Below are 19,114 nucleotides of genomic sequence, written 5' to 3'. Positions count from 1 at the left end.
TTCTCTAACTGTTCAACTCGTCAAAACTCGGTTCAATCCTTCACGCCCGGCTTGCGCCCGGCGTAGCGCTTCCACAGGTCCGGCCGGCGCAGGGCGGTGATCTTTTCCGCCATCTCGCGTCGCCAGGCTGCGATCCTTCCGTGGTGGCCCGACAGCAGCACTTCCGGTACGCCGCGACCTTCCCACTCCTGCGGCCGGGTATACTGGGGATATTCCAGCAAGCCGTCCGCGAAACTCTCCTCGGTGCCGGACTCTTCGGCACCCATCACCCCGGGCAGCAGCCGCACCACCGCGTCGATCAACGCGTAGGCTGCGATCTCGCCGCCCGACAGGACGAAGTCGCCGAGGCTGACCTCGACAACGGGGCGCGCCTCCAGCAGGCGCTCGTCCACCCCCTCGAACCGGCCGCACAGCAGTGTGGCGCCGCCGGCCGCCTTCACCTCGTGCACCAGCGCCTGGTCGAGGCGCCGGCCGCGCGGCGAGAAATACAGCAAGGGCTGTTCCGCCGCGCCTGCCTCCGGCTGGGCCGCGCCCGCTGCACCGGTCACCGTTGCATCGATCGCGGCGGCCAGCACGTCGGGCCGCATCACCATGCCGGGCCCGCCCCCGAAGGGGGTGTCGTCGACGGTGCGGTGTTTATCGCGCGCGAAATCGCGGATGTCCACCACCGCCAGCGACCACAGGCCCTGTTGCAGGGCCCGTCCGGCCAGGCTTTGTCCCAGCGGTCCGGGGAACATCGCCGGGTACAAAGTCAGTACCCGCACATTCCACGGCCGCGCCGGGGCGTCACTCACGTCAGGCCTCGTCGGCCCTGCGGTCCTCGCCCACCGCCGCGTCGACCTCACCGGGTTCGCCGAGCCAGAAAGCGGGTTCCACCACCACCCTGCCGCCGGCGATGTCCACTTCGGGCACCGCGTCGTCGGTGAAGGGCACCATCGCCGAACGGCCGCTGGCGGTTTTCACCTCCAGCATGTCGCCGGCGCCGTAATTATGCACCGCGCTGATCTCGCCGAGGTCCTGACCGGCCGTGGTCGCGACCTTCAGGCCGACCAGATCGGTGTAGTAGAACTCGCCGTCCTCGGGCTGCGGCAGCGCATCGCGCGCCACATACAGCTCGGTGCCTTTCAGGGCTTCGGCGGCATTGCGGTCGCCGACGCCCCTGATACTCGCTACCACCACATCACCCTTGGCCAGCCGGTGCACTTTCAGCTTGAAACTGCGCTGGCCCTGGGCGTCGCGCAGGGGGCCGTAATCCCCGATGGCTTCCGGATCGCCGGTGAAGGCCTTCACCTTCACCTCGCCGCGGATGCCCTGCGCGCCGATGATCACGCCCAGCAGAAGCGTTTTGGGCGGGACCGTGTCGGCCATGCGTCAGGCGCGGCGATCAGCCGGCAGCGGCTTCGTCGGCGGCCGGCGCCGGCGCGGCAGCAGCTTCGGCAGCGGCCTTGGCGGCTTCCTCGGCGGCCTTGATGCGCTCCTGCGCCTTCGCCTTCGGCTTGGCCTTTTCCGGGTTGTTGCCGTGTTCCCACTTCATCAGGCCGGCCTTGGTGAAAAAGCTGGCGCAGCGGTCGGACGGCTGCGCACCCTGCGACAGCCAGTACTTCACGCGCTCGACGTCGAGCTGCACGCGCTCGCGGTCCTTCGGCAGCATCGGGTCATACGAGCCGATCTTCTCGATGAAACGGCCGTCACGCGGGCTGCGCGAGTCGGCAACGACGATACGGTAATACGGGCGCTTCTTGGCGCCACCGCGCGTCATGCGGATCTTGACTGACATTGATGGTCCTTTCCTTGAACTGTGATTCGTGAATTACGCGATACTGTGCCCGTCACATCTTCGGCATGCCGGGGAAACCCCCGCCCATGCCGGCCATGATGCTGCGGGTAAAACCCTTCTGCCCCAGCTTCGACATGCGTTTCATCATGTCGGACATCTGGAGATGCTGCTTCAGCAGCTTGTTGACGTCCTGCACCGAGGTGCCGCTGCCCGCTGCGATGCGCTTCTTGCGCGAGGCATGGATCACCTTCGGATTCTTGCGCTCTTCGCGGGTCATCGACCCGATGATGGCTTCCTGGCGCTTGATCACCGTCTCGTCGATGTTGGCGTTCGCCATCTGCTGCTTGATCTTGCCGACGCCGGGCAGCAGGTTCATCACGCCCGACATGCCGCCCATCTTGCGCAGCTGCTGCAGCTGCTTGGCCATGTCCTCGAGATCGAACAGGCCCTTCTGCATGCGTGCGGCCTGGCGTTCGGCCTCTTCCTTCTCGATCGTCTCGGCGGCCTTCTCGACCAGGCTGACGATGTCGCCCATGCCGAGGATGCGCTGCGCGATGCGCTCCGGGTGGAAGGTCTCCAGCGCGTCGGTCTTCTCGCCGACGCCGATCAGCTTGATCGGCTTGCCGGTGACGGCGCGCATCGACAGCGCGGCGCCGCCGCGGCCATCGCCGTCGACGCGGGTCAGCACGATGCCGGTGACGCCGACCCGCTCGTTGAAGCTTTTGGCGACATTCACCGCGTCCTGGCCGGTCAGGCTGTCGGCGACCAGCAGGGTTTCATGCGGTTGCACGGCGTCGCGCACGGCCGCGACTTCCAGCATCAGTGTCTCGTCGATATGCAGGCGGCCGGCGGTATCCAGCATCAGCACGTCGTAGCCGCCGAGCTTGGCGGCCTGCAGGGCGCGCCTGGCGATATCGACCGGCATCTGGCCGGCGACGACGGGCAGGGTGGCGACGCCGGTCTGCTCGCCGAGAATCTTCAGCTGCTCCTGCGCCGCCGGGCGATAGACGTCGAGCGACGCCATCAGCACCTTCTTGCGGTCGCGGGTCTGCAGACGCAGCGCAATCTTGGCGGTCGAGGTGGTCTTGCCCGAACCCTGCAGGCCGACCATGAGGACGGGCACCGGCGGGACGGCATTGAAATCGAGTTCGGACCCTTCGCCGGCACCGCCCAGCATCTCGACCAGGTGGTCGTGGACGATCTTGATGACCATCTGGCCCGGGGTCACCGAGCGCAGCACATCCTGGCCGACTGCCTTGGCCTTCACGCCGTCGATGAAGGTCTTCACGACGGGGAGGGCGACATCGGCCTCGAGCAGGGCGACGCGGACCTCGCGCAAAGCCTCCGAGACATCGGATTCCGTCAGCGCGCCGCGCTTGCGCAGCCGCTCGAAAACCTCGCCCAGTTTGCCGCTCAGAGATTCGAACATGCCGACCCTGACAAAATCCCGTTCAGACCGGTCACAAGCAAAACGACGCCCGTGCGCGACACTCGCGGACGGACGGCGGTCCTCGGACCGGATTCAAGCTCCCGAAATGGAAAGCGGCCGGAATAAAGCCTTTCGGCGCCCGGAAGTCAAGGAAAGGCGCGCGGTTCCTGACATTTGCCCGGCCTGCCCCTAGGCCGGAGTCCGGGACGATTTTATGGATAAATTATAATGAAATCAACATATTAAAGAAGAAACCGCCGGATCGTCTCGACCAGTTTGCGCGGGTCGAGCGGTTTCACCAGCATCTCGTTCATGCCCGACGACAGGCATTCCCGGCGCACCTCCGGGCCATCGGCGGCGGTCATGCCGATGATCGGCACCCGCATGGCATTGCCGCTGCCGGCCAGACGGATTTCCTGGGCCGCCTTGATGCCGTTCAGGTTCGGCATGCGGACATCCATCAGAATCAGGGCGATATCCGGATATTCGACGAACATGGCGACCGCCTCGCGGCCCGAGCCGGCGAAAACCGGGGTGAAGCCCAGGGCGGTCAGCAGCTTCTGCAGCACTGCCTGGCCGGCGGTGGAATCCTCGGCCACCAGGATGCGGCGGGTGCCGCCGGCCTCTGCTGCTGCCATCGCTTCCCCCTGACTGCGGCCGGCTACGGCGTGTTCGGGCGTTCGACCGCATAGCGGATGGGCGGCAGGGGGGCAAGCCAGGTCTTGCCGTTCAGCGTGGCGCCGGCAATCCAGCCGGTGACGCTGCCCAGGCTGATGCCGCTGTCGATCTGCACCGGAATCCAGACATCGACGCCGGGCGGCCGGGTCAGCCACAGCCGGGTGACATGTTCTTCCACGGCCCGGGTATCGGCGTCATCGCCATGACGATAGCCGGCGATCGGCTCCAGCCGCACCGCACATTCATAGGCCGGACCGGCATAGGTCGAGCGGTCCTGCGGTTTCAGCATGGCCGGCCCGACCGGGGAAAAATGCAGGTTATAGCGGCGCCGGCCGTCGAAGATCGCGTCTATGCCGTTGCAGGGCGGCGCGTCGCCGCTGTGCAGGGCGCGGGCGACGATGGCGGTGGTCGGGTCCATGGTGTTGCGCTTCAGCGCATCGGGCACCGGATCGCGGTCGTCCTGGTCGACCGGCGGCAGTACCTCGGCCGTCGGCATGCCGTCGGCGTCCCAGACGATGCGGGTCGAGCGCTTCGACCAGCTGCCGTCGCTGTCGGTGCGATAGCGCACCGGCATCACGCGGCCGCCCTGCATCTGGGCCGCGACATGGCCGGTCATCTCGAAGCTCATCAGGAAATTGACCAGCCCGAAGGTCTGCATGCCGGTGTCGACGGTAATCGCGTCGCCCTCGCGCTGCAGGTCGAGCTTCATGTCAAACGCCTTGGCGCCCAGCGCATAGAGGCCGAATTCCAGCCTGGCGCTGCGCAGGGCGCCGCGCGGCGCGGTGTCGCCGGGTGTGGCCAGCGGTGTGGGGGCGGGATCGGCCGGCGGCGGCTCGGCGCGGACCGCGCCGGTGGCCGCGGCGGCCGGCAGGCTCGCCAGCAGCAGCCCGATCCGCAATGCACCGGGGAACGTGACACTGGGAAGCGTGATTCGCATGGGGAAATCTTAGTCCCGATTCGCGGAATCGCAGAACGGAACCGTATTCGACTGGCAGTTGCGGCGATCTGTCGCTGGCGCCCGGTGGCCACCCGCCTGGGCCTCAGCTCGCCCGGCCGCCCAATTCGCGGTCTGCCGCCAGCCGCAGGCCGCGCAGCAGGTCATGGCCGGCCTGGTTCATGTCCGGCCGCAGCTCGGCACGGCGCAGGGCATAGAGGGCGTCGACCAGCAAGCCGATCAACGCCAGATGGCGCGGCTCGGTGGGCAGGCAGCGCGACAGCGCCCCGGCCAGCAGGGTGACCCCGTCGGCCAGCATGGCCCAGCCCGCGGCATCGCAGTGTTCGGCCAGGGCGTCGCAATCCTGCCGGGCGTCGCTGAGGAACAGCAGGGCGGCGACGGCATCGCTGCGGGCCTGGGCAAGGCGGCCGCGCAGCAGGTCGATGCGGGCCAGCGTGGCGCCGTCCTCGGCCCGCAGCGGGGCATGCGCTGCGGCCGGCACCGATGACATCGAGGGTGCCACCGCGGGCGGCTGCATGCCAACCTCCTGCATGGCCGTATCGCTACGGCCAGCCAGATCGGCGCGGGCACGGGCCAGCGCCTGCCGGGCGCGCGTCGCAGGGTCGTCGTCTGGGAAGGGGAGCGGCCGATTCGCCATGGCTGCTACATGGCATACGAATCCGCGGGACTCCTTGTCAACCGCACATGCGTGACAGCCGCCGAAGACAACGCATCGTTGCAACGGAACGGAGCCGCCGGTGGCATCGCCGCAGCGGCTTCGCTAAGCTGGCCGAACCGATGTCCAGCCGCCGCACCCACGACCCCGATGCGCTTGCCGGCCGCCTGCTTGCCGGCGACCGCCGCGCGCTGGCGCGCGCCATCACGCTGGTGGAATCGCGACATCCGGCCGACCAGGCGGTGGCCGAGGTCCTGCTGCAGAAGATATTGCCCGCCACCGGCCAGCAGGATGCCGGGTGTGCCATCCGGCTCGGCATCTCGGGCACGCCGGGCGTCGGCAAGTCGAGCTTCATCGAACGCTTCGGCCTGTATCTGACCAAGGCCGGCCACAAGGTCGCCGTGCTCGCGGTCGATCCATCCTCGGCCCTGTCGGGTGGCTCGATCCTCGGCGACAAGACCCGCATGGAACAGCTCACCCGCGACGAGAATGCTTTCATCCGGCCGTCGCCGTCGGGCGGCTCGCTCGGCGGCGTGGCGCGCCGCACGCGGGAGGCGATGCTGCTGGTCGAGGCCGCCGGCTTCGATGTCGTGCTGGTCGAGACCGTCGGCGTCGGCCAGTCGGAAACCACGGTGGCGGAACTGGTCGACATGTTCCTGCTGCTGCTGGCACCCGCCGGCGGTGACGACCTGCAGGGCATCAAGCGCGGCATCATGGAACTGGCCGATCTCGTCATCGTTAACAAGGCGGACGGCGAGCTGCTGAAGCCTGCAAGGCTGGCCCAGGCCGATTATCGCGCCGCGCTGCACCTGATGCGGCCGCGCCATCCGGAATGGACCGTGCAGGTGCTGCTCGTCTCCGCCCTGCTCAACGAGGGCATCGAGGCGGTGTGGACGGCGATCGGCGCGTTCCGCGCGGCGCTGACCGCCAGCGGCGCCTTCGCCGCCCAGCGCCGCCACCAGGCCGAACACTGGCTGATGCGCGAACTGCAGGACGGCCTGCTCGACTGGCTGAAGGCCGATCCGCGTATCGCCGCCGAACTGCCGAAGCTGCGCAAGGCGGTCGGCGCCGGCAAGACCACCCCCAGCGCCGCGGCGCGCAAACTGCTGGAGATCCTGCGCAGATGAACACCCCCGTTTCGTGGCCCGTCCAGGCCGGCCGTTTCGCGCTTGGCGATTTTGCCACCCTGTCGGGCGAGACCATCTCCGGCGCGTTTTTAAGCTGGAAGACCCACGGCACGCTGAACGCGGCGCGCGACAACGTCATCCTCTATCCGACCAGCTATTCGGCGCAGCACGCGGACCTCGAGTGGCTGATCGGCCCCGACGGCGTGCTCGACCCGCAGCGCTGGTTCATCGTCATCCCCGACATGTTCGGCAACGGCCTGTCGTCCAGCCCGTCGAACACGGCGGACTATCCGCTGCTGGTCACGGCCTGGGACAACGTGCAGGCGCAGCGCCGCCTGCTCACCGAAGCCTTCGGCATCGACACGCTCGCCTGCGTCTACGGCTGGTCGATGGGCGCGCAGCAGGCCTATCACTGGTCGGCGCTGTTCCCTGATGCCGTGCAGCGCGCGGTGATCAACTGCGGCTCGGCGCGCACCGCCGAACACAACAAGGTCTTCCTCAAGTCGCTGATGGCGACTCTGGAGGCCGCACCCGAGCATATCGGCAACGGCCGCTTTTCGGGCCCGCCCGCGGCCGCGATCCGCGCCTTCGGCCGCATCTATGCCGGCTGGGCGCTGAGCCAGGATTTCTATCGCGCTGGCCTGCATCTGTCGGCGCTGAAAGCACCGGACCTCGAGACCTTCCTGCGCACCGACTGGGAAGAGCGCTACGCCCGGCGCAGCGCCGCCGACCTTTATGCGCAGCTGCGCTGCTGGGAAGCCGGCGACATCAGCAACAATCCGCTGTATGGCGGCGATCTGGTGGCTGCGCTGCGCGCGATCAGGGCCCGCCTGCTGCTGCTGCCCGGTGCGACGGATCTCTATTTCCGCGTCGCCGACAACGAGGCCGAGATGGCCAACCTGGCCGCGGCCGAACTGCTGCCGATCCCCAGCATCTGGGGCCATCGCGCCGGCAACCCGGTGCAGAACCCGGAAGACGCCGCCTTCATCAAGGAGAATGTGCGGCGCTGGCTGGAGCTGAGTTAGGAAATATCTCCCCTTTGTGGCTTGCGAGTATCTGCGTATTCAAAAGCCAAATTAATGTCTTGATGACCTGTGGAATTATTTTGCCGTCTTTAACGACCTATGCTGTCTTTGAATTGAGACTGCATCGGTCGTGGGGGGTGAAGTTGGCAGCGCAGAAATTTGGAGGGACGTGGTCGATCTTGAAGGTCGATGCGGTCGCCAACTATATGGAAAAATTTAACACGGCACTGAAGTATCAATCATTTAAGCGAATATATATTGATGCGTTTGCGGGCAGTGGGGATTTTTCTTTTGATGCTACTTCCGCACCGCTGTTGGATGAGCACGAAGCCGTGCGGGTGCATGAGGGGTCGGCCCGACGCGCACTTGCTGTAGACCCGCCTTTTACACGGCTAATCTTTATCGATCGAAAACCTGCCAATATTCGAGCACTAAAATCCTTGGGTACGCAGGATGAACGCGTAACGATTATTTCTGGGGACGCCAACATCGAGGTCAAGCAGATCATTTCCAAGATAAATTGGGAGGATACGCGAGGAGTAATTTTCCTAGACCCATTCGGGAATTCAGTTGGGTGGGAAACCTTGCGGGCCATCGCCCGCACAAAACTTGATCTCTGGTATTTGTTCCCTCTATCTGGGGTTTATCGAAACGCCCCTAACAATCACGCTCTATTGACTGAGGATAAGCGCTCTACGTTAAATTTTATTTTGGGAACGAATGAATGGGAGTCTGCATTTTATGCGGCACCACCTGTTACGGGCGCCCCGGACTTGTTTGGCTATGTTCAGCCGGCCGCAGGGATGCAGCGGGTCCTCAACCCTGATGGAATTGAAGCGTGGGTGAAGCGGCGCTTGGAGGATGAGTTTCCTCTAGTATTACCGCCCGCGCGAATATTGGGGAAAACAAATGCCCCGATGTTCAGCCTTTTCTTTGCAATGGCGAACCATTCAAAGGCGGCCCAGAAAGTTGGCCGGCCAATTGCAACTGCAGTGCTTAAGAATTTACGTTAATTGGCATCTCATCCCAAGTGCGACCGTTCAGTTCCCGGCCAGTCTTGGCCTTGTTTATTCCGCCCCATTGTTTGAAGAAGAATGCTGTGCCGTATTCCCGGCACAACTCATGAATTTCCTCCGCCCATTCTTTATCCATCGGTCGGGACCGTGGGCCGGACTCGCCGCCGACAATCGCCCATTGAATCTTGCTCAGGTTGGCGTCGGCAACCGAGCCGAGCAGCGGTTCGAAGCTGACAAAGCGGATTGCCGCCGGTGTTTTTCGCAATTCATCCAGCCGCCAGAGCGTATCGGCATGTTCTACAGTCGTGCCAAGCCATGCATTGGGTATAGGCTTGCGGTTCAGTTGCCGAGCCATTTCCTGCATGCGGACAGGGCGTTTTGTCAGAATCTGGTAAGTGTGCTGCGGGGTCTGGCGCATCACATCCCAGACCTGACTGATGAAGTCTGCCGGGACGCTGTCGTGGAACAGGTCACTCATCGAGTTGACGAAGATGTGGCGCGGTTTGCGCCATGTCAGCGGCAGTTCCAGCGAAGCCTTGTCCAGGCGCGTTTTGCCGGTCCAAACATATCGCCCTCCGGACTTGCGGGTCAGGCCGGCATATTTGTCGACCCCCATCGCATCGAGCCGCGCGGCCATCCGCATGGCATAGCAGTTTGTGCAGCCGGGCGTGATGACGGTGCAGCCGGCGACCGGATTCCAGGTCGCATCGGTCCATTCAATGCTGCTTTCGGCCATGGCGTGGCTCCTGACTGATCCGCGGAATCGATAATACCCCGCCGGTATTTTGGCGAGGCAAGCGGAACGAGTTGAATCTGAACGCGTTAATTATAGCCTAAGAGCCGGCCGGTTTCATCCAGGGCTTAAATCGAGCTAAGTGCTTGATCCTGAATCAAGCCTTCAGCACCGGCACTGTATTCGGTGTCACCGGGTCGATGGCGCCGTTGCCCTCGCCGGCGCCGCGCGGCAGCACGGAGCCATCGATCGGCAGTTGCGCGCCCAGCCACAGCGGATTGACCACGTGGTCGTCATACTGCTGCCCGGTATTCGGATGCACCAGGATGCTGAGGCCGCGCCGGTTCAGCATCAGCCAGGGCACCAGCGTGGCGAAATCCGCCACCGTGAAGGCGATCTGGAACATCGGCTTCGCATGGGGTCCGACCGGCTGGTCGTGCCAGCGGCCGAGCATCACGGCAAACCGTTCGGCGGCCCGCTCGCGCAGCCAGGCGGCGGCTTCGCGCTCGGCCGGCCCGTCGAAATAAACATGGGCGTGGTAACTGGTGATCGTGGCGACCGGCCGAGGTGTTTCCTGAGAGGACGGCGCCGTCATGGCCGTGGTGTCGCCAGCATGCGGTCGAGCTCGCCGGAGTCGAGCAGTTGGGCGAGGTCGGAGGCGCCCCCGATCAGCACGCCCTTCACGAAGATCATCGGCAGGGTCGGCCAGCCGGTCCACAGCTTCAGCGCGGTACGCCGCCGCCAGTCGCTCAGATAGCTGCCGTATTCGAGATAGTGATGGGCGAGGCCGCGGGCCGCGAGCAGCCGGCGGGCCTTGCGGGGGAACGGGTTGATGCCCATGCCGACCACCACGATGTCATGGGCGGCGACGGCGGCCTGCACCTCGGCGATGATCGCGGCGCCATGGCCGGCGATTTTCGCGCGGATCGCCGGATGGATATGGGCCTCGTCGAGGATCGGGCGCGGCATTGGCGTTTCCCTTCTGGTGCGGTCCGGCACCGGCAATCCAGCCCCCCCCCGGGGCGGTTACGCTCCGGCGATCCAACGGCGCGTGATCTGGTGCGCCAGGCTGATCGGATGCGACAGCCGCGGGCTGGCCTCCGGGTCGGTGGCGCGTTCCAGCATCACGGCGATCTGGTCGCGGCTGAACCAGCGTGCCTCTTCCAGCTCCTGCGGGTCGATGGCGATGGTCTCGGCCGTGGCCTCGGCGACGCAGCCGAGCATCAGCGACGAGGGGAACGGCCAGGGCTGCGAGGCGATGTAGCGCACCGCGCCGCAGGGAACGCCGGCTTCCTCGAAAATCTCGCGGCGCACGGCTTCTTCCATGGTCTCGCCGGGCTCCATGAAGCCGGCCAGCGCCGAATACATACCGGGTGGGAAATGCGGCTGGCGGCCGAGCAGCACCATGTCCTGCCCGGTCTTTGTGTCGCGGCGCACCGCCAGCATGATCACCACCGGGTCGGTGCGCGGGAAATGCTGCGCCTTGCAGTCGGGATTGGTGCAGCGCCGGGAATAGCCGCCCTCGACCGCCCCGGTCGCAGTGCCGCACTGGGCGCAGAAGCGGTGGCGCTGGTGCCAGTCGACCAGGCTGCGCGCCTGGGCGAGGATCGCCGCCTCGCCGAGGCTGACCTGCGGCGCGATCGAGCGCACGTCGATGTATTTCACCGTCTCGCCATGCAGGTCGGCGGTGTCCGGGGCCGAGTCGCAGTCGAGCACGAAATGGGCGATACCGGCCGTATCGAGGCCGAGGAAGATCGCCGGCAGAGACTCGTGGCGGGCGGCCCACAGCGCATCCTGCCAGGCCAGCCGGGCCGGCTGGCTCGAGATATCGACCAGCGGCTTGAGTTCGCGCAGCGGCAGGAAGCGGCTGTCCGGCGCCCGGCGTTTGCCGGTCATCCAGGCGGCATCGCGGCGCGGATTGCCGGCGCGGTCGAGCGGATTGCCGGTAAAGGTGATCGGGCGCGGGGCGGGGGTTGCGGGGGCCGGGTTAAGCATACGGGAACGCTGGCATATTCCGCGCGGCCCGTCCATCGCCGGGGCGGGCGGAATGGGGATTCCTACCCATTGAATTGTCCGGCCCGATGGCTGATATAAGGCGCGGGAGGTTGGTGGCGGACGGGCGCCTCGCCAACCCGGTCAGGTCCGGAAGGAAGCAGCCGCAACGAGATTCCGTTCGGGTCGTTGCCAGCCTCCCACCTCAGTTTCCCCGCCAGGGTTCCAGTGCCGCCCTCCGGATTGCGCCCGGCAAGGATGCGCCGCCCGCCGGAAGACGTTACAGTCCGAGAGGTTATGAGCACTCCCGCACCCTACCGCGTCCTCGCCCGCAAATACCGGCCGAGCAACTTCGCCGAGATGATCGGCCAGGACGCGCTGGTGCGCACGCTCACCAACGCCATCGCCACCGGGCGCATCGCCCAGGCCTTCATCCTCACCGGCGTACGCGGCGTCGGCAAGACCACCACCGCGCGGATCATCGCCCGGGCGCTGAACTGCACCGGGCCGGACGGCAAGGGCGACCCGACCATCGAGCCCTGCGGCGTCTGCGACAACTGTAAAGCGATAGCGGAAGACCGGCATCCCGATGTCTTCGAGATGGACGCCGCGTCGCGCACCGGCATCGGCGACATCCGCGAGATCATCGAGGCGGTGCGCTATGCCCCCTCGATGGCGCGCTACAAGATCTACATCATCGACGAGGTCCATATGCTGTCGACGGCGGCCTTCAACGGCCTGCTGAAGACGCTGGAGGAACCGCCGCCGCATGTGAAATTCGTCTTCGCCACCACCGAAATCCGCAAGGTGCCGGTCACCGTGCTGTCGCGCTGCCAGCGCTTCGACCTGAAACGGGTCGAGATCGCGGTGCTGGCCAATCATTTCCGCGGCATCGCCGGCAAGGAAGCGGCGCAGATCGACGATGACGCGCTGACCCTGATCTCGCGCGCCGCCGAGGGCTCGGTGCGCGACGGCCTGTCGCTGCTCGATCAGGCGATCGCGCACGGCGCCGGCAAGGTCGATGCGGCGCTGGTGCGCGACATGCTGGGGCTGGCCGACCGCGGCCAGGTCTTCGCCCTGCTGGACCAGCTGCTGCACGGCAAGCTGCCCGAGGCGCTGGAGAACCTGCAGAACCAGTATAACTACGGCGCCGATCCGGCCGTGGTGCTGCAGGACCTGCTTGATCTGACCCACTGGCTGACCCGCGTGAAGGTGATCGGCGGCACGCCCGACGACGTCACCCTGCCGGAGACCCAGCGCGCGCGGGGCAAGGAGCTTGCCGCCAAGCTCGGCATGCCGGTGCTGGCGCGGACCTGGCAGATGCTGCTCAAGGGCCTCGCCGAGGTGCGCGCCGCCCCGGTGCCGCTGGCGGCGGCCGAGATGGTGCTGGTGCGGCTGGCCTATGCCGCCGACCTGCCGAGCCCGGCCGATGTGGTGAAGGAATGGCGCGAGAAAGGTGGCGGCGGCGCAGCGCTGCCCGCCAGTGGTGGGAATGGCGCTGGCGGCAATGGCGGCGGCGCGCGTCCGGCCGGCGGCGGCAATGGCGGTGGCGCTTCTGCGGCGCTGCAGGCGCAGCCGGTCGCCCAGACTGTGGCCCAGCCGTCGCTGCGGCCGACCGAAACGGTGGCGCTGGCCGTCATGCCGGCGACCTTCCCGGCGCTGGTGCAGCTGGCGAAAGACATGCGCGAGAGCCTGCTGGCGGCGGAAATGTTCAACGAGGTGCATCCGGTCAGCTTCGAGCCCGGCCGCATCGAGATCCGCCTTGCCGAATCCGCGCGCCATGACCTGCCCGGCCGGCTGACCGAGCGGCTGAAGGCCTGGACCGGCCAGCGCTGGGTGGTGACGCTTTCGAAACTGCCGGGCGAGCCGACGCTCGCCGAACAGGACCAGGCCGAGGTGTCGCGCCGTCGCGCCCATGTCCAGGCGCATCCGCTGGTGCAGGCGGTGCTCACCACTTTTCCCGGCGCGGTGCTGGAGAGCGTGCGCGAGCTTGTGCCGCCGGCGCCGGACCTGCCGGTCGAGGACGACGCGGCCGAAGGCTATGCCACCGACGATATCGACCCGCTCGACGAACTCGACTGAGCGGGCGCTGGATCGAGACGAGGATACCACGATGAAGAATCTGGGCCAGATGATGAAGCAGGCGCAAGCCATGCAGCAGCGCATGCAGGAGATGCAGGCCGAGATGGAAGGCCGCGAGGTGCAGGGCAGCGCCGGCGGCGGCATGGTGATGGTGACGCTGAACGGCAAGAGCGAGATGCGCGGCATCAAGATCGATCCGGCGCTGCTGAAGCCCGAAGAGGCGGAAATCCTCGAAGACCTGATCAAGGCCGCCCATGCCGATGCCAAGGGCCGCGCCGACCGCGAGATGGCCGACGAGATGCAGAAGCTGACCGCCGGCCTGCCGCTGCCGCCGGGCATGAAGCTGCCGTTCTGATCCCGCATCCATGGCCGGTCCCGAAATCGAGCGGCTGATCCAGTTGCTGGCCCGCCTGCCGGGCCTCGGCCCGCGTTCGGCGCGCCGCGCCGCGCTGCATCTGCTGAAAAAGAAAGACGCCCTGCTGCTGCCGCTGGCCGCTACCTTGCGCGAGGTCGGCGACAGCGTGCATGCCTGCTCGACCTGCGGCAACCTCGACAGCCGCGATCCCTGCGCCATCTGCACCGACAGCCGCCGCGACGAAAGCCTGCTCTGCGTGGTGGAAAGCGTTGCCGATCTCTGGGCGCTGGAACGCGCCGGGGTGTTCCGCGGCCGCTATCACGTGCTCGGCGGTACGCTGTCGGCGCTCGACGGCGTCGGGCCGACCGATCTCAATGTCGACGGCCTGGTCGCCCGGGTGAATGGCGGCCGGGTCAAGGAAGTGATCATTGCCACCAATGCCACCGTCGAGGGCCAGACCACGGCGCATTACATCACCGACCGCGTCGCGCCGTCCGGCGTGCAGATCACCCGGCTGGCCCATGGCGTGCCGGTCGGCGGCGAACTCGATTACCTGGACGACGGCACGCTCGGCGCCGCGCTGAAGGCGCGCCGCCCGCTATAGAACAGGTCGGCCTCTCTGGAATGGGACCCTCGGGTCAAGCCCGAGGGTGACAAAACAAGGGGCAAGAAAAAAAGCGGTGTCATGCGCGGACTTGATCCGCGCATCCCATTTGTCAGCCTCGGAAGCCGTCTTTCCGCTTGCGCGTTTCGGCGAAGACGGCGACGTCATCGGCATCCGCCATGCCGAGCGTGGCGCGCAGGTCGCCGCTTTTCGGCCGCAGGAACGGATTGGTGGCGCGCTCCATGCCGATGGTCGACGGCACGGTCGGTTTGCCGGCGGCGCGCAGGGTTTTGATCTCGGCATAGCGTTCGGCCAGCGCCGCATTGCCGGGCTCGACGGTCACCGCGAAACGCGCGTTGGATTCGGTATATTCATGGGCGCAGTAGACCCGCGTGTCGTCGGGCAGGGCGAGGAACTTCTGCAGGCTGCCCCACATCTGCGCCGGGGTGCCCTCGAACAGCCGGCCGCAGCCGAGCGCGAACAGCGTGTCGCCGCAGAACAGTGCCTTGGAGCCGGCGAACCAGTAGGCGATATGGCCGCGCGTATGGCCTGGCACATCGAAGACCCGCGCCGTCTGGCCGCCGACATCGATGCCCTCGTTGTCGCCGACGGCGATGTCGATGCCGGGGATGCGGTCGGCGTCGGCCTCGGGGCCGATGATGGTGCAGCCGGTGGCCTCCTTCAGGGCGAGGTTGCCGCCGACATGATCGGGATGGTGATGGGTGTTGAGGATATGGGTGAGCCGCCAGCCGCGCTTGGCCAGTTCCGCCAGCACCGGCTCGGCCACGGCGGGGTCGACCACGGCGACGGCATCGCTGCCGGGGTCGCGGACGAGATAGACGTAATTGTCATTGAGGACGGGGATCTGGACGATCTCGAGCGGCATGGCCATATCGTAACCCAAGCTTTCGGAAACACCTGCTGCTAATATAGGACAATGCTGCGACCGGACATCATCGATCTGCGGGAATTTTACGCCGGCCATCTCGGCCAGGCGGTGCGCCGCATCCTGCGCCAGCGCCTGCGCAGCCTGTGGCCCAGCGTCGCCGGCATGACGGTGCTGGGCGTCGGCTATGCCACACCCTACCTGCGCATTTTCGAGGCCGAGGCCGACCGCGTGCTGGCCGCCATGCCGGGGCCGCAGGGGGTGGTGCGCTGGCCGCGCGGCAAGCCGGGCCGGGTCATGCTGGTCGACGAGGAAGACCTGCCGCTGCCCGATGCCTGCGTCGACCGCCTGCTGCTGATGCACAGCCTGGAGAATGCCGAGAACGTGCGCAACCTGCTGCGCGAGGTCTGGCGCGTGCTGACCCCGCAGGGCCGGCTGCTTGCCGTGGTGCCGAACCGGCGCGGCCTCTGGGCCCATATCGAATCGACGCCGTTCGGCAACGGCCATCCCTATACGCCGCCGCAGCTGACCCGGCTGATGCGCGACGCGCGCTTCTCGCCGACCCAGTCGCAGGCCGCCCTGTGGCTGCCGCCGTCAGAGCGCGCCTTCGTGGTGCGCGCGCAGGGCGCCTGGGAGGCGACCGGCGAGATGCTGTGGAAGCGGTTTTCCGGCGTGCTGCTGGTCGAGGCCGAAAAGCAGGTCTATGCCGCCGCGCCGGTCCGGCCGGTGAAGGTGAAGCGCAAGGCCTTCGTGCTCAAGCCGGCCCCGGTCTGGGGCGGTTCAGGTCCCGCGCCGGCGTAGCAGATAGACGGCCCGCGCCGCCTAGTGGCGGCGCAGGAGATATACGGCTTGCGCACCGAACAGGTTGGCGGCGGTGCCGTCCAGTTTCCAGCCGCCGCGATTGCCATGGCCGTCGACGGCGATGCGCTGTTCGACCACGATGCCGTCGCGGACGCAGAGTTCGTCGAAGTCGCGGATGGTGCAGAGATGGATGTTCTGCGTCTCGTACCACGGATCGTCGAGCGCCGCGGTCATCGGCATGCGGCCGGCCACCGCCAGCTGCAGCCGTACCCGCCAGTAGGCGAAATTCGGAAACGAGACGATGGCGCGGCGGCCGATGCGCAGCATCTCGTGCAGCACCTTGCGCGGATTGCGTGTCGCCTGCAGGGTCAGGCTGAGGATCACGTAATCGAAGGCGGCATCCGGATAGTCCGGCAGGTCGCTGTCGGCATCGCCCTGGATCACGCTGAGGCCGCGGGCGACGCAGGCATTGACGCCGCCCTGGCGAATCTCGATGCCGCGGCCGTCGACCTGCTTCTCGCGGGCGAGATATTCCAGCAGGGCGCCGTCGCCGCAGCCGACATCGAGCACCCGGCTGCCCGGTGCGACATGTTCGGCGATCAGCAGCAGGTCGCGGCGGATGTCGCGATGCCCGGCAGGCGAGGACATCTGCGGCACAGTCTGCGTTTGGGGGCTCATGACCGCGCCCCGTTCGAACTGTTGCCATTGAGGCCGCGGACTTCGGCGCAGCCGTCGATGAAGCCTTTCAGCGTGCTGAACATCTCCGGCTCGTCGAGCAGGAAGGCATCATGGCCCTTGTCGGTCTCGATCTCGACGAAGCTGACATTGGCCGCCGCCGCATTGAGCGCGCGGACGATCTCCTTGTTCTCCGGGGTCGGGAACAGCCAGTCCGATGTGAACGAGACCACGCAGAAGCGCGTCTTCGAGCCCTTGAACACATTGGCGAGATTGCCGCCGCTCTGGGCGGCGAGGTCGAAATAATCCATCGCCCGGGTGATGTAGAGATAGGAATTGGCGTCGAAGCGCTCGACGAAGGTCGAGCCCTGGTGGCGCAGGTAGCTCTCGACCTGGAAATCCGCCTCGAAGCCGTAGGTGATGCGCTCGCGGTTCTGCAGGTTGCGGCCGAATTTCCGGTGCAGGGCGGCTTCCGACAGATAGGTGATATGCGCGGCCATGCGGGCCACCGCGAGGCCGTTCTTCGGGATCACGCCATGGGCGAGGTAGCCGCCCTCGCGCCAGTCCGGGTCGCTGTAGATCGCCTGGCGCCCGACCTCGTGGAAGGCGATGTTCTGCGCCGAATGGCGTGCGGCCGAGGCGATCGGCACAGCGGCGAAGACGCGCTCAGGGTAGCTCGCCGCCCATTGCAGCACCTGCATGCCGCCCATCGAGCCGCCGATCACGCAGAACAGCTCGCGGATGCCGAGATGGTCGAGCAGCATCGCCTGCGCATTGACCATGTCGCGGATGGTGATGACCGGGAAATTCAGGCCATAGGGCTGGCCGGTGGCCGGGTTGATTTCCTTCGGCCCGGTCGAGCCCATGCAGCCGCCCAGCACATTGGCGCAGACGATGAAGAAGCGATCGGTGTCGATCACCTTGCCGGGGCCGATCATGGTGCCCCACCAGCCCGGCTTGCCGGTCACCGGATGGGTGCTGGCGGCATGCTGGTCGCCGGTCAGGGCATGACAGACCAGAATCGCATTCGACTTGTCGGCATTCAGCCGGCCATAGGTGCAATAGGCCACCTGGTAGGGACCGAGATCGAGCCCGCAGTCGAGATGCAGCGGCAGGGTCTCGCCCAGCGTGACCCGGTGGCCGGGCCCGATCGGATCGGGCGTGGAAATGGCGGGAGGTGCGGCACTCATGGCAGGCGGCCGGGATATCCTACAGGGTTTGGAGCGGGATTTCCGTCCCCCCTGACGGGAGGGGCAGAACCCGGCCGGGACCCTGTCCGGCGCGGGCCCCCGTGCTTAAGGACCCCCGGTCATGGTGTCAATGTTTTCCTGCCATCCGGCTTTGCAACCGGGGGTGAAAGCCCTATGACTATGCGGTTTTTCCGCCCCTGAAGCCCCGTGTGATGAGCGACCATATCCCGAGCCTGGCCGACCTGCGCCGTGACATCGATGTCCTGGATGACCAGATCCAGGACCTGCTGCGCCGTCGTGCCGAGGCCGTGCAGCGCGTCGCCGACAGCAAGGAGGCCAGCGGCGAGACAGGCGAGTTCCTGCGTCCGGGCCGCGAGGCGCAGATCCTGCGCCGGGTGCTGGAGCGCCATAACAGCAGCCTGCCGCCGGCGGCACTGCTGCGCATCTGGCGCGAGATGATCGCGGCGCTCTATCGCCTGCAGGCCCCGGTCAAGATCGCGGTGCACGCGCCGAACAAGTCGGTGGCGCGCTGGGACCTGGCCCGCGACTATTACGGTTCGACCACCTCGATGCAGCTCTGCACCACGGCGATGGCGGTGATGCGGGCGATTTCGTCGCAGCCGCTGACGCTCGGCGTGATGACCATGCCGGAAGACGGCGAAAAGGAAGCCTGGTGGCCGATGCTGGCCTCGCGCTCGGCCGAGACGCCGAAGGTGATCGCCCGGCTGCCCTTCGTGCCGAACCCGGAAGGCAGCTTCGCCGATCTCGGCGCCCTGGTGATCGGCAATATCACGCCGGAAGCCTCGGGCGAGGACAACGCGCTACTGGTGCTGATGCTGGCCGAGGAGGCTTTCAGCTTTGCCCGGCTGTCCGCTATGCTGACGCAGGCTGGTTTTGCCGGCCGGCCGCTGGCCCAGCATCGCGGCTCGGATGGCATGATTCGCGTGCTGGTCGAGGTCGACGGCTTCGTCGCCCCGGAGGATGCCCGGCTGGCCGTCCTGGCCAGTGCCGCCGGCGACCCGAATGCCGATGCCATCGTGATCGGGGCCTATCCGGCGCCGGTCCGGTAATCCCAGTACTGAAGATCGTCGTACCCGAGTGACCATTGCAGTTGCAGCCTGAGGAGTTCGCGTC

The 19,114-nt window shown here is 66.7% G+C and carries 22 protein-coding genes and 1 other RNA gene; 9 read left to right on the top strand and 14 right to left on the bottom strand.

What is annotated here, in order from left to right; genetic code table 11:
- Window positions 1-32 precede the first annotated feature (32 nt).
- The 7 genes from trmD to ACFOOQ_RS05830 form a co-directional block, all read right to left on the bottom strand.
- Complete coding sequence (gene trmD, locus ACFOOQ_RS05860) at window positions 33-737, bottom strand: tRNA (guanosine(37)-N1)-methyltransferase TrmD (RefSeq protein ID WP_379725351.1); 705 nt, start codon at window positions 735-737, stop codon at window positions 33-35.
- Between the two features lie 58 nt (window positions 738-795).
- Window positions 796-1,368 (bottom strand): ribosome maturation factor RimM, encoded by a 573-nt coding sequence (rimM, locus tag ACFOOQ_RS05855; protein ID WP_379722898.1) that lies wholly within the window; start codon window positions 1,366-1,368, stop codon window positions 796-798.
- Window positions 1,369-1,384: 16 nt separating this feature from the next.
- The gene (rpsP, locus tag ACFOOQ_RS05850) at window positions 1,385-1,777 is read right to left on the bottom strand and encodes a 30S ribosomal protein S16 (protein WP_379722895.1); all 393 of its coding nucleotides are present in this window, start codon (window positions 1,775-1,777) and stop codon (window positions 1,385-1,387) included.
- Window positions 1,778-1,829: 52 nt separating this feature from the next.
- Window positions 1,830-3,206, bottom strand: coding sequence for a signal recognition particle protein (ffh, locus tag ACFOOQ_RS05845; RefSeq protein ID WP_379722891.1), 1,377 nt, complete (start codon window positions 3,204-3,206; stop codon window positions 1,830-1,832).
- 242 nt (window positions 3,207-3,448) lie between these two features.
- Window positions 3,449-3,844 (bottom strand): response regulator, encoded by a 396-nt coding sequence (locus tag ACFOOQ_RS05840; RefSeq protein WP_379722888.1) that lies wholly within the window; start codon window positions 3,842-3,844, stop codon window positions 3,449-3,451.
- 23 nt (window positions 3,845-3,867) lie between these two features.
- Complete coding sequence (locus tag ACFOOQ_RS05835; protein WP_379722885.1) at window positions 3,868-4,821, bottom strand: DUF3108 domain-containing protein; 954 nt, start codon at window positions 4,819-4,821, stop codon at window positions 3,868-3,870.
- A gap of 103 nt (window positions 4,822-4,924) precedes the next feature.
- Window positions 4,925-5,356 carry a hypothetical protein gene (locus ACFOOQ_RS05830; RefSeq protein WP_379722882.1) on the bottom strand — a complete coding sequence of 144 codons (432 nt, stop codon included), beginning with the start codon at window positions 5,354-5,356 and terminating at the stop codon, window positions 4,925-4,927.
- Window positions 5,357-5,616: 260 nt separating this feature from the next.
- On the opposite strand from ACFOOQ_RS05830, the gene meaB reads away from it, so the two are divergent.
- From meaB to tcmP, 3 genes are all read left to right on the top strand, one after another.
- A complete protein-coding gene (gene meaB, locus ACFOOQ_RS05825) occupies window positions 5,617-6,621 on the top strand; it encodes a methylmalonyl Co-A mutase-associated GTPase MeaB (protein ID WP_379722879.1) in 1,005 nt (334 codons plus the stop codon).
- Entirely contained in the window at window positions 6,618-7,646 is a 1,029-nt protein-coding gene (locus tag ACFOOQ_RS05820) for an alpha/beta fold hydrolase (protein WP_379722876.1), read from the top strand. The genes meaB and ACFOOQ_RS05820 overlap by 4 nt, the downstream gene beginning before the upstream one ends.
- Window positions 7,647-7,789: 143 nt before the next feature.
- On the top strand, window positions 7,790-8,659 hold the full coding sequence (gene tcmP, locus ACFOOQ_RS05815) for a three-Cys-motif partner protein TcmP (RefSeq protein ID WP_379722872.1): 870 nt from the start codon (window positions 7,790-7,792) through the stop codon (window positions 8,657-8,659).
- Here the strand turns inward: tcmP and ACFOOQ_RS05810 are convergent.
- From ACFOOQ_RS05810 to nudC, 4 genes are all read right to left on the bottom strand, one after another.
- Window positions 8,643-9,398, bottom strand: coding sequence for a DUF5131 family protein (locus ACFOOQ_RS05810; RefSeq protein ID WP_379722869.1), 756 nt, complete (start codon window positions 9,396-9,398; stop codon window positions 8,643-8,645). The genes tcmP and ACFOOQ_RS05810 overlap by 17 nt on opposite strands.
- Window positions 9,399-9,552: 154 nt before the next feature.
- Window positions 9,553-9,990, bottom strand: coding sequence for a DOPA 4,5-dioxygenase family protein (locus tag ACFOOQ_RS05805; RefSeq protein WP_379722866.1), 438 nt, complete (start codon window positions 9,988-9,990; stop codon window positions 9,553-9,555).
- A complete protein-coding gene (locus tag ACFOOQ_RS05800; RefSeq protein WP_379722863.1) occupies window positions 9,987-10,364 on the bottom strand; it encodes a glutaredoxin in 378 nt (125 codons plus the stop codon). Before ACFOOQ_RS05800 ends, ACFOOQ_RS05805 begins: the two co-directional genes overlap by 4 nt.
- 57 nt (window positions 10,365-10,421) lie before the next feature.
- Window positions 10,422-11,390: an NAD(+) diphosphatase gene (nudC, locus tag ACFOOQ_RS05795; protein ID WP_379722860.1), complete on the bottom strand. Its 969-nt coding sequence runs from the start codon at window positions 11,388-11,390 to the stop codon at window positions 10,422-10,424.
- Window positions 11,391-11,495: 105 nt separating this feature from the next.
- On the opposite strand from nudC, the gene ffs reads away from it, so the two are divergent.
- From ffs to recR, 4 genes are all read left to right on the top strand, one after another.
- Window positions 11,496-11,591, top strand: an RNA gene (gene ffs, locus ACFOOQ_RS05790) — signal recognition particle sRNA small type.
- A 93-nt stretch (window positions 11,592-11,684) separates the two neighbouring features.
- On the top strand, window positions 11,685-13,469 hold the full coding sequence (locus ACFOOQ_RS05785) for a DNA polymerase III subunit gamma/tau (RefSeq protein ID WP_449265796.1): 1,785 nt from the start codon (window positions 11,685-11,687) through the stop codon (window positions 13,467-13,469).
- 31 nt (window positions 13,470-13,500) lie between these two features.
- Window positions 13,501-13,824 (top strand): YbaB/EbfC family nucleoid-associated protein, encoded by a 324-nt coding sequence (locus ACFOOQ_RS05780; RefSeq protein ID WP_379722854.1) that lies wholly within the window; start codon window positions 13,501-13,503, stop codon window positions 13,822-13,824.
- A gap of 10 nt (window positions 13,825-13,834) precedes the next feature.
- Window positions 13,835-14,428 (top strand): recombination mediator RecR, encoded by a 594-nt coding sequence (gene recR / locus ACFOOQ_RS05775; RefSeq protein ID WP_379722851.1) that lies wholly within the window; start codon window positions 13,835-13,837, stop codon window positions 14,426-14,428.
- A 112-nt stretch (window positions 14,429-14,540) separates the two neighbouring features.
- On the opposite strand, the gene gloB is transcribed toward recR, so the two are convergent.
- Window positions 14,541-15,314, bottom strand: a complete 774-nt coding sequence (gene gloB / locus ACFOOQ_RS05770; protein WP_379722848.1) for a hydroxyacylglutathione hydrolase — start codon at window positions 15,312-15,314, stop codon at window positions 14,541-14,543.
- A 51-nt stretch (window positions 15,315-15,365) separates the two neighbouring features.
- Here gloB and ACFOOQ_RS05765 point away from each other — a divergent pair, with 51 nt between their 5' ends.
- The gene (locus ACFOOQ_RS05765) at window positions 15,366-16,115 is read left to right on the top strand and encodes a class I SAM-dependent methyltransferase (RefSeq protein ID WP_379722845.1); all 750 of its coding nucleotides are present in this window, start codon (window positions 15,366-15,368) and stop codon (window positions 16,113-16,115) included.
- A 21-nt stretch (window positions 16,116-16,136) separates the two neighbouring features.
- Here ACFOOQ_RS05765 and metW read toward each other — a convergent pair whose 3' ends face one another.
- Both metW and metX read right to left on the bottom strand, forming a co-directional pair.
- The gene (metW, locus tag ACFOOQ_RS05760) at window positions 16,137-16,793 is read right to left on the bottom strand and encodes a methionine biosynthesis protein MetW (RefSeq protein WP_379722842.1); all 657 of its coding nucleotides are present in this window, start codon (window positions 16,791-16,793) and stop codon (window positions 16,137-16,139) included.
- The gene (gene metX / locus ACFOOQ_RS05755; protein ID WP_379722839.1) at window positions 16,790-17,980 is read right to left on the bottom strand and encodes a homoserine O-acetyltransferase MetX; all 1,191 of its coding nucleotides are present in this window, start codon (window positions 17,978-17,980) and stop codon (window positions 16,790-16,792) included. The genes metW and metX overlap by 4 nt, the downstream gene beginning before the upstream one ends.
- A 212-nt stretch (window positions 17,981-18,192) precedes the next feature.
- Between metX and ACFOOQ_RS05750 the strand changes: the two genes are divergently transcribed.
- Window positions 18,193-19,050 carry a chorismate mutase gene (locus ACFOOQ_RS05750; RefSeq protein ID WP_379722836.1) on the top strand — a complete coding sequence of 286 codons (858 nt, stop codon included), beginning with the start codon at window positions 18,193-18,195 and terminating at the stop codon, window positions 19,048-19,050.
- The last annotated feature ends 64 nt before the right edge of the window (window positions 19,051-19,114 follow it).

This window comes from Ferrovibrio xuzhouensis (genome assembly GCF_042648965.1).
GTDB lineage: Bacteria > Pseudomonadota > Alphaproteobacteria > Ferrovibrionales > Ferrovibrionaceae > Ferrovibrio > Ferrovibrio xuzhouensis.
The sequence above is the reverse complement of the archived record's forward strand: the minus strand, read 5'-3'. Positions and strand labels throughout refer to the sequence as shown.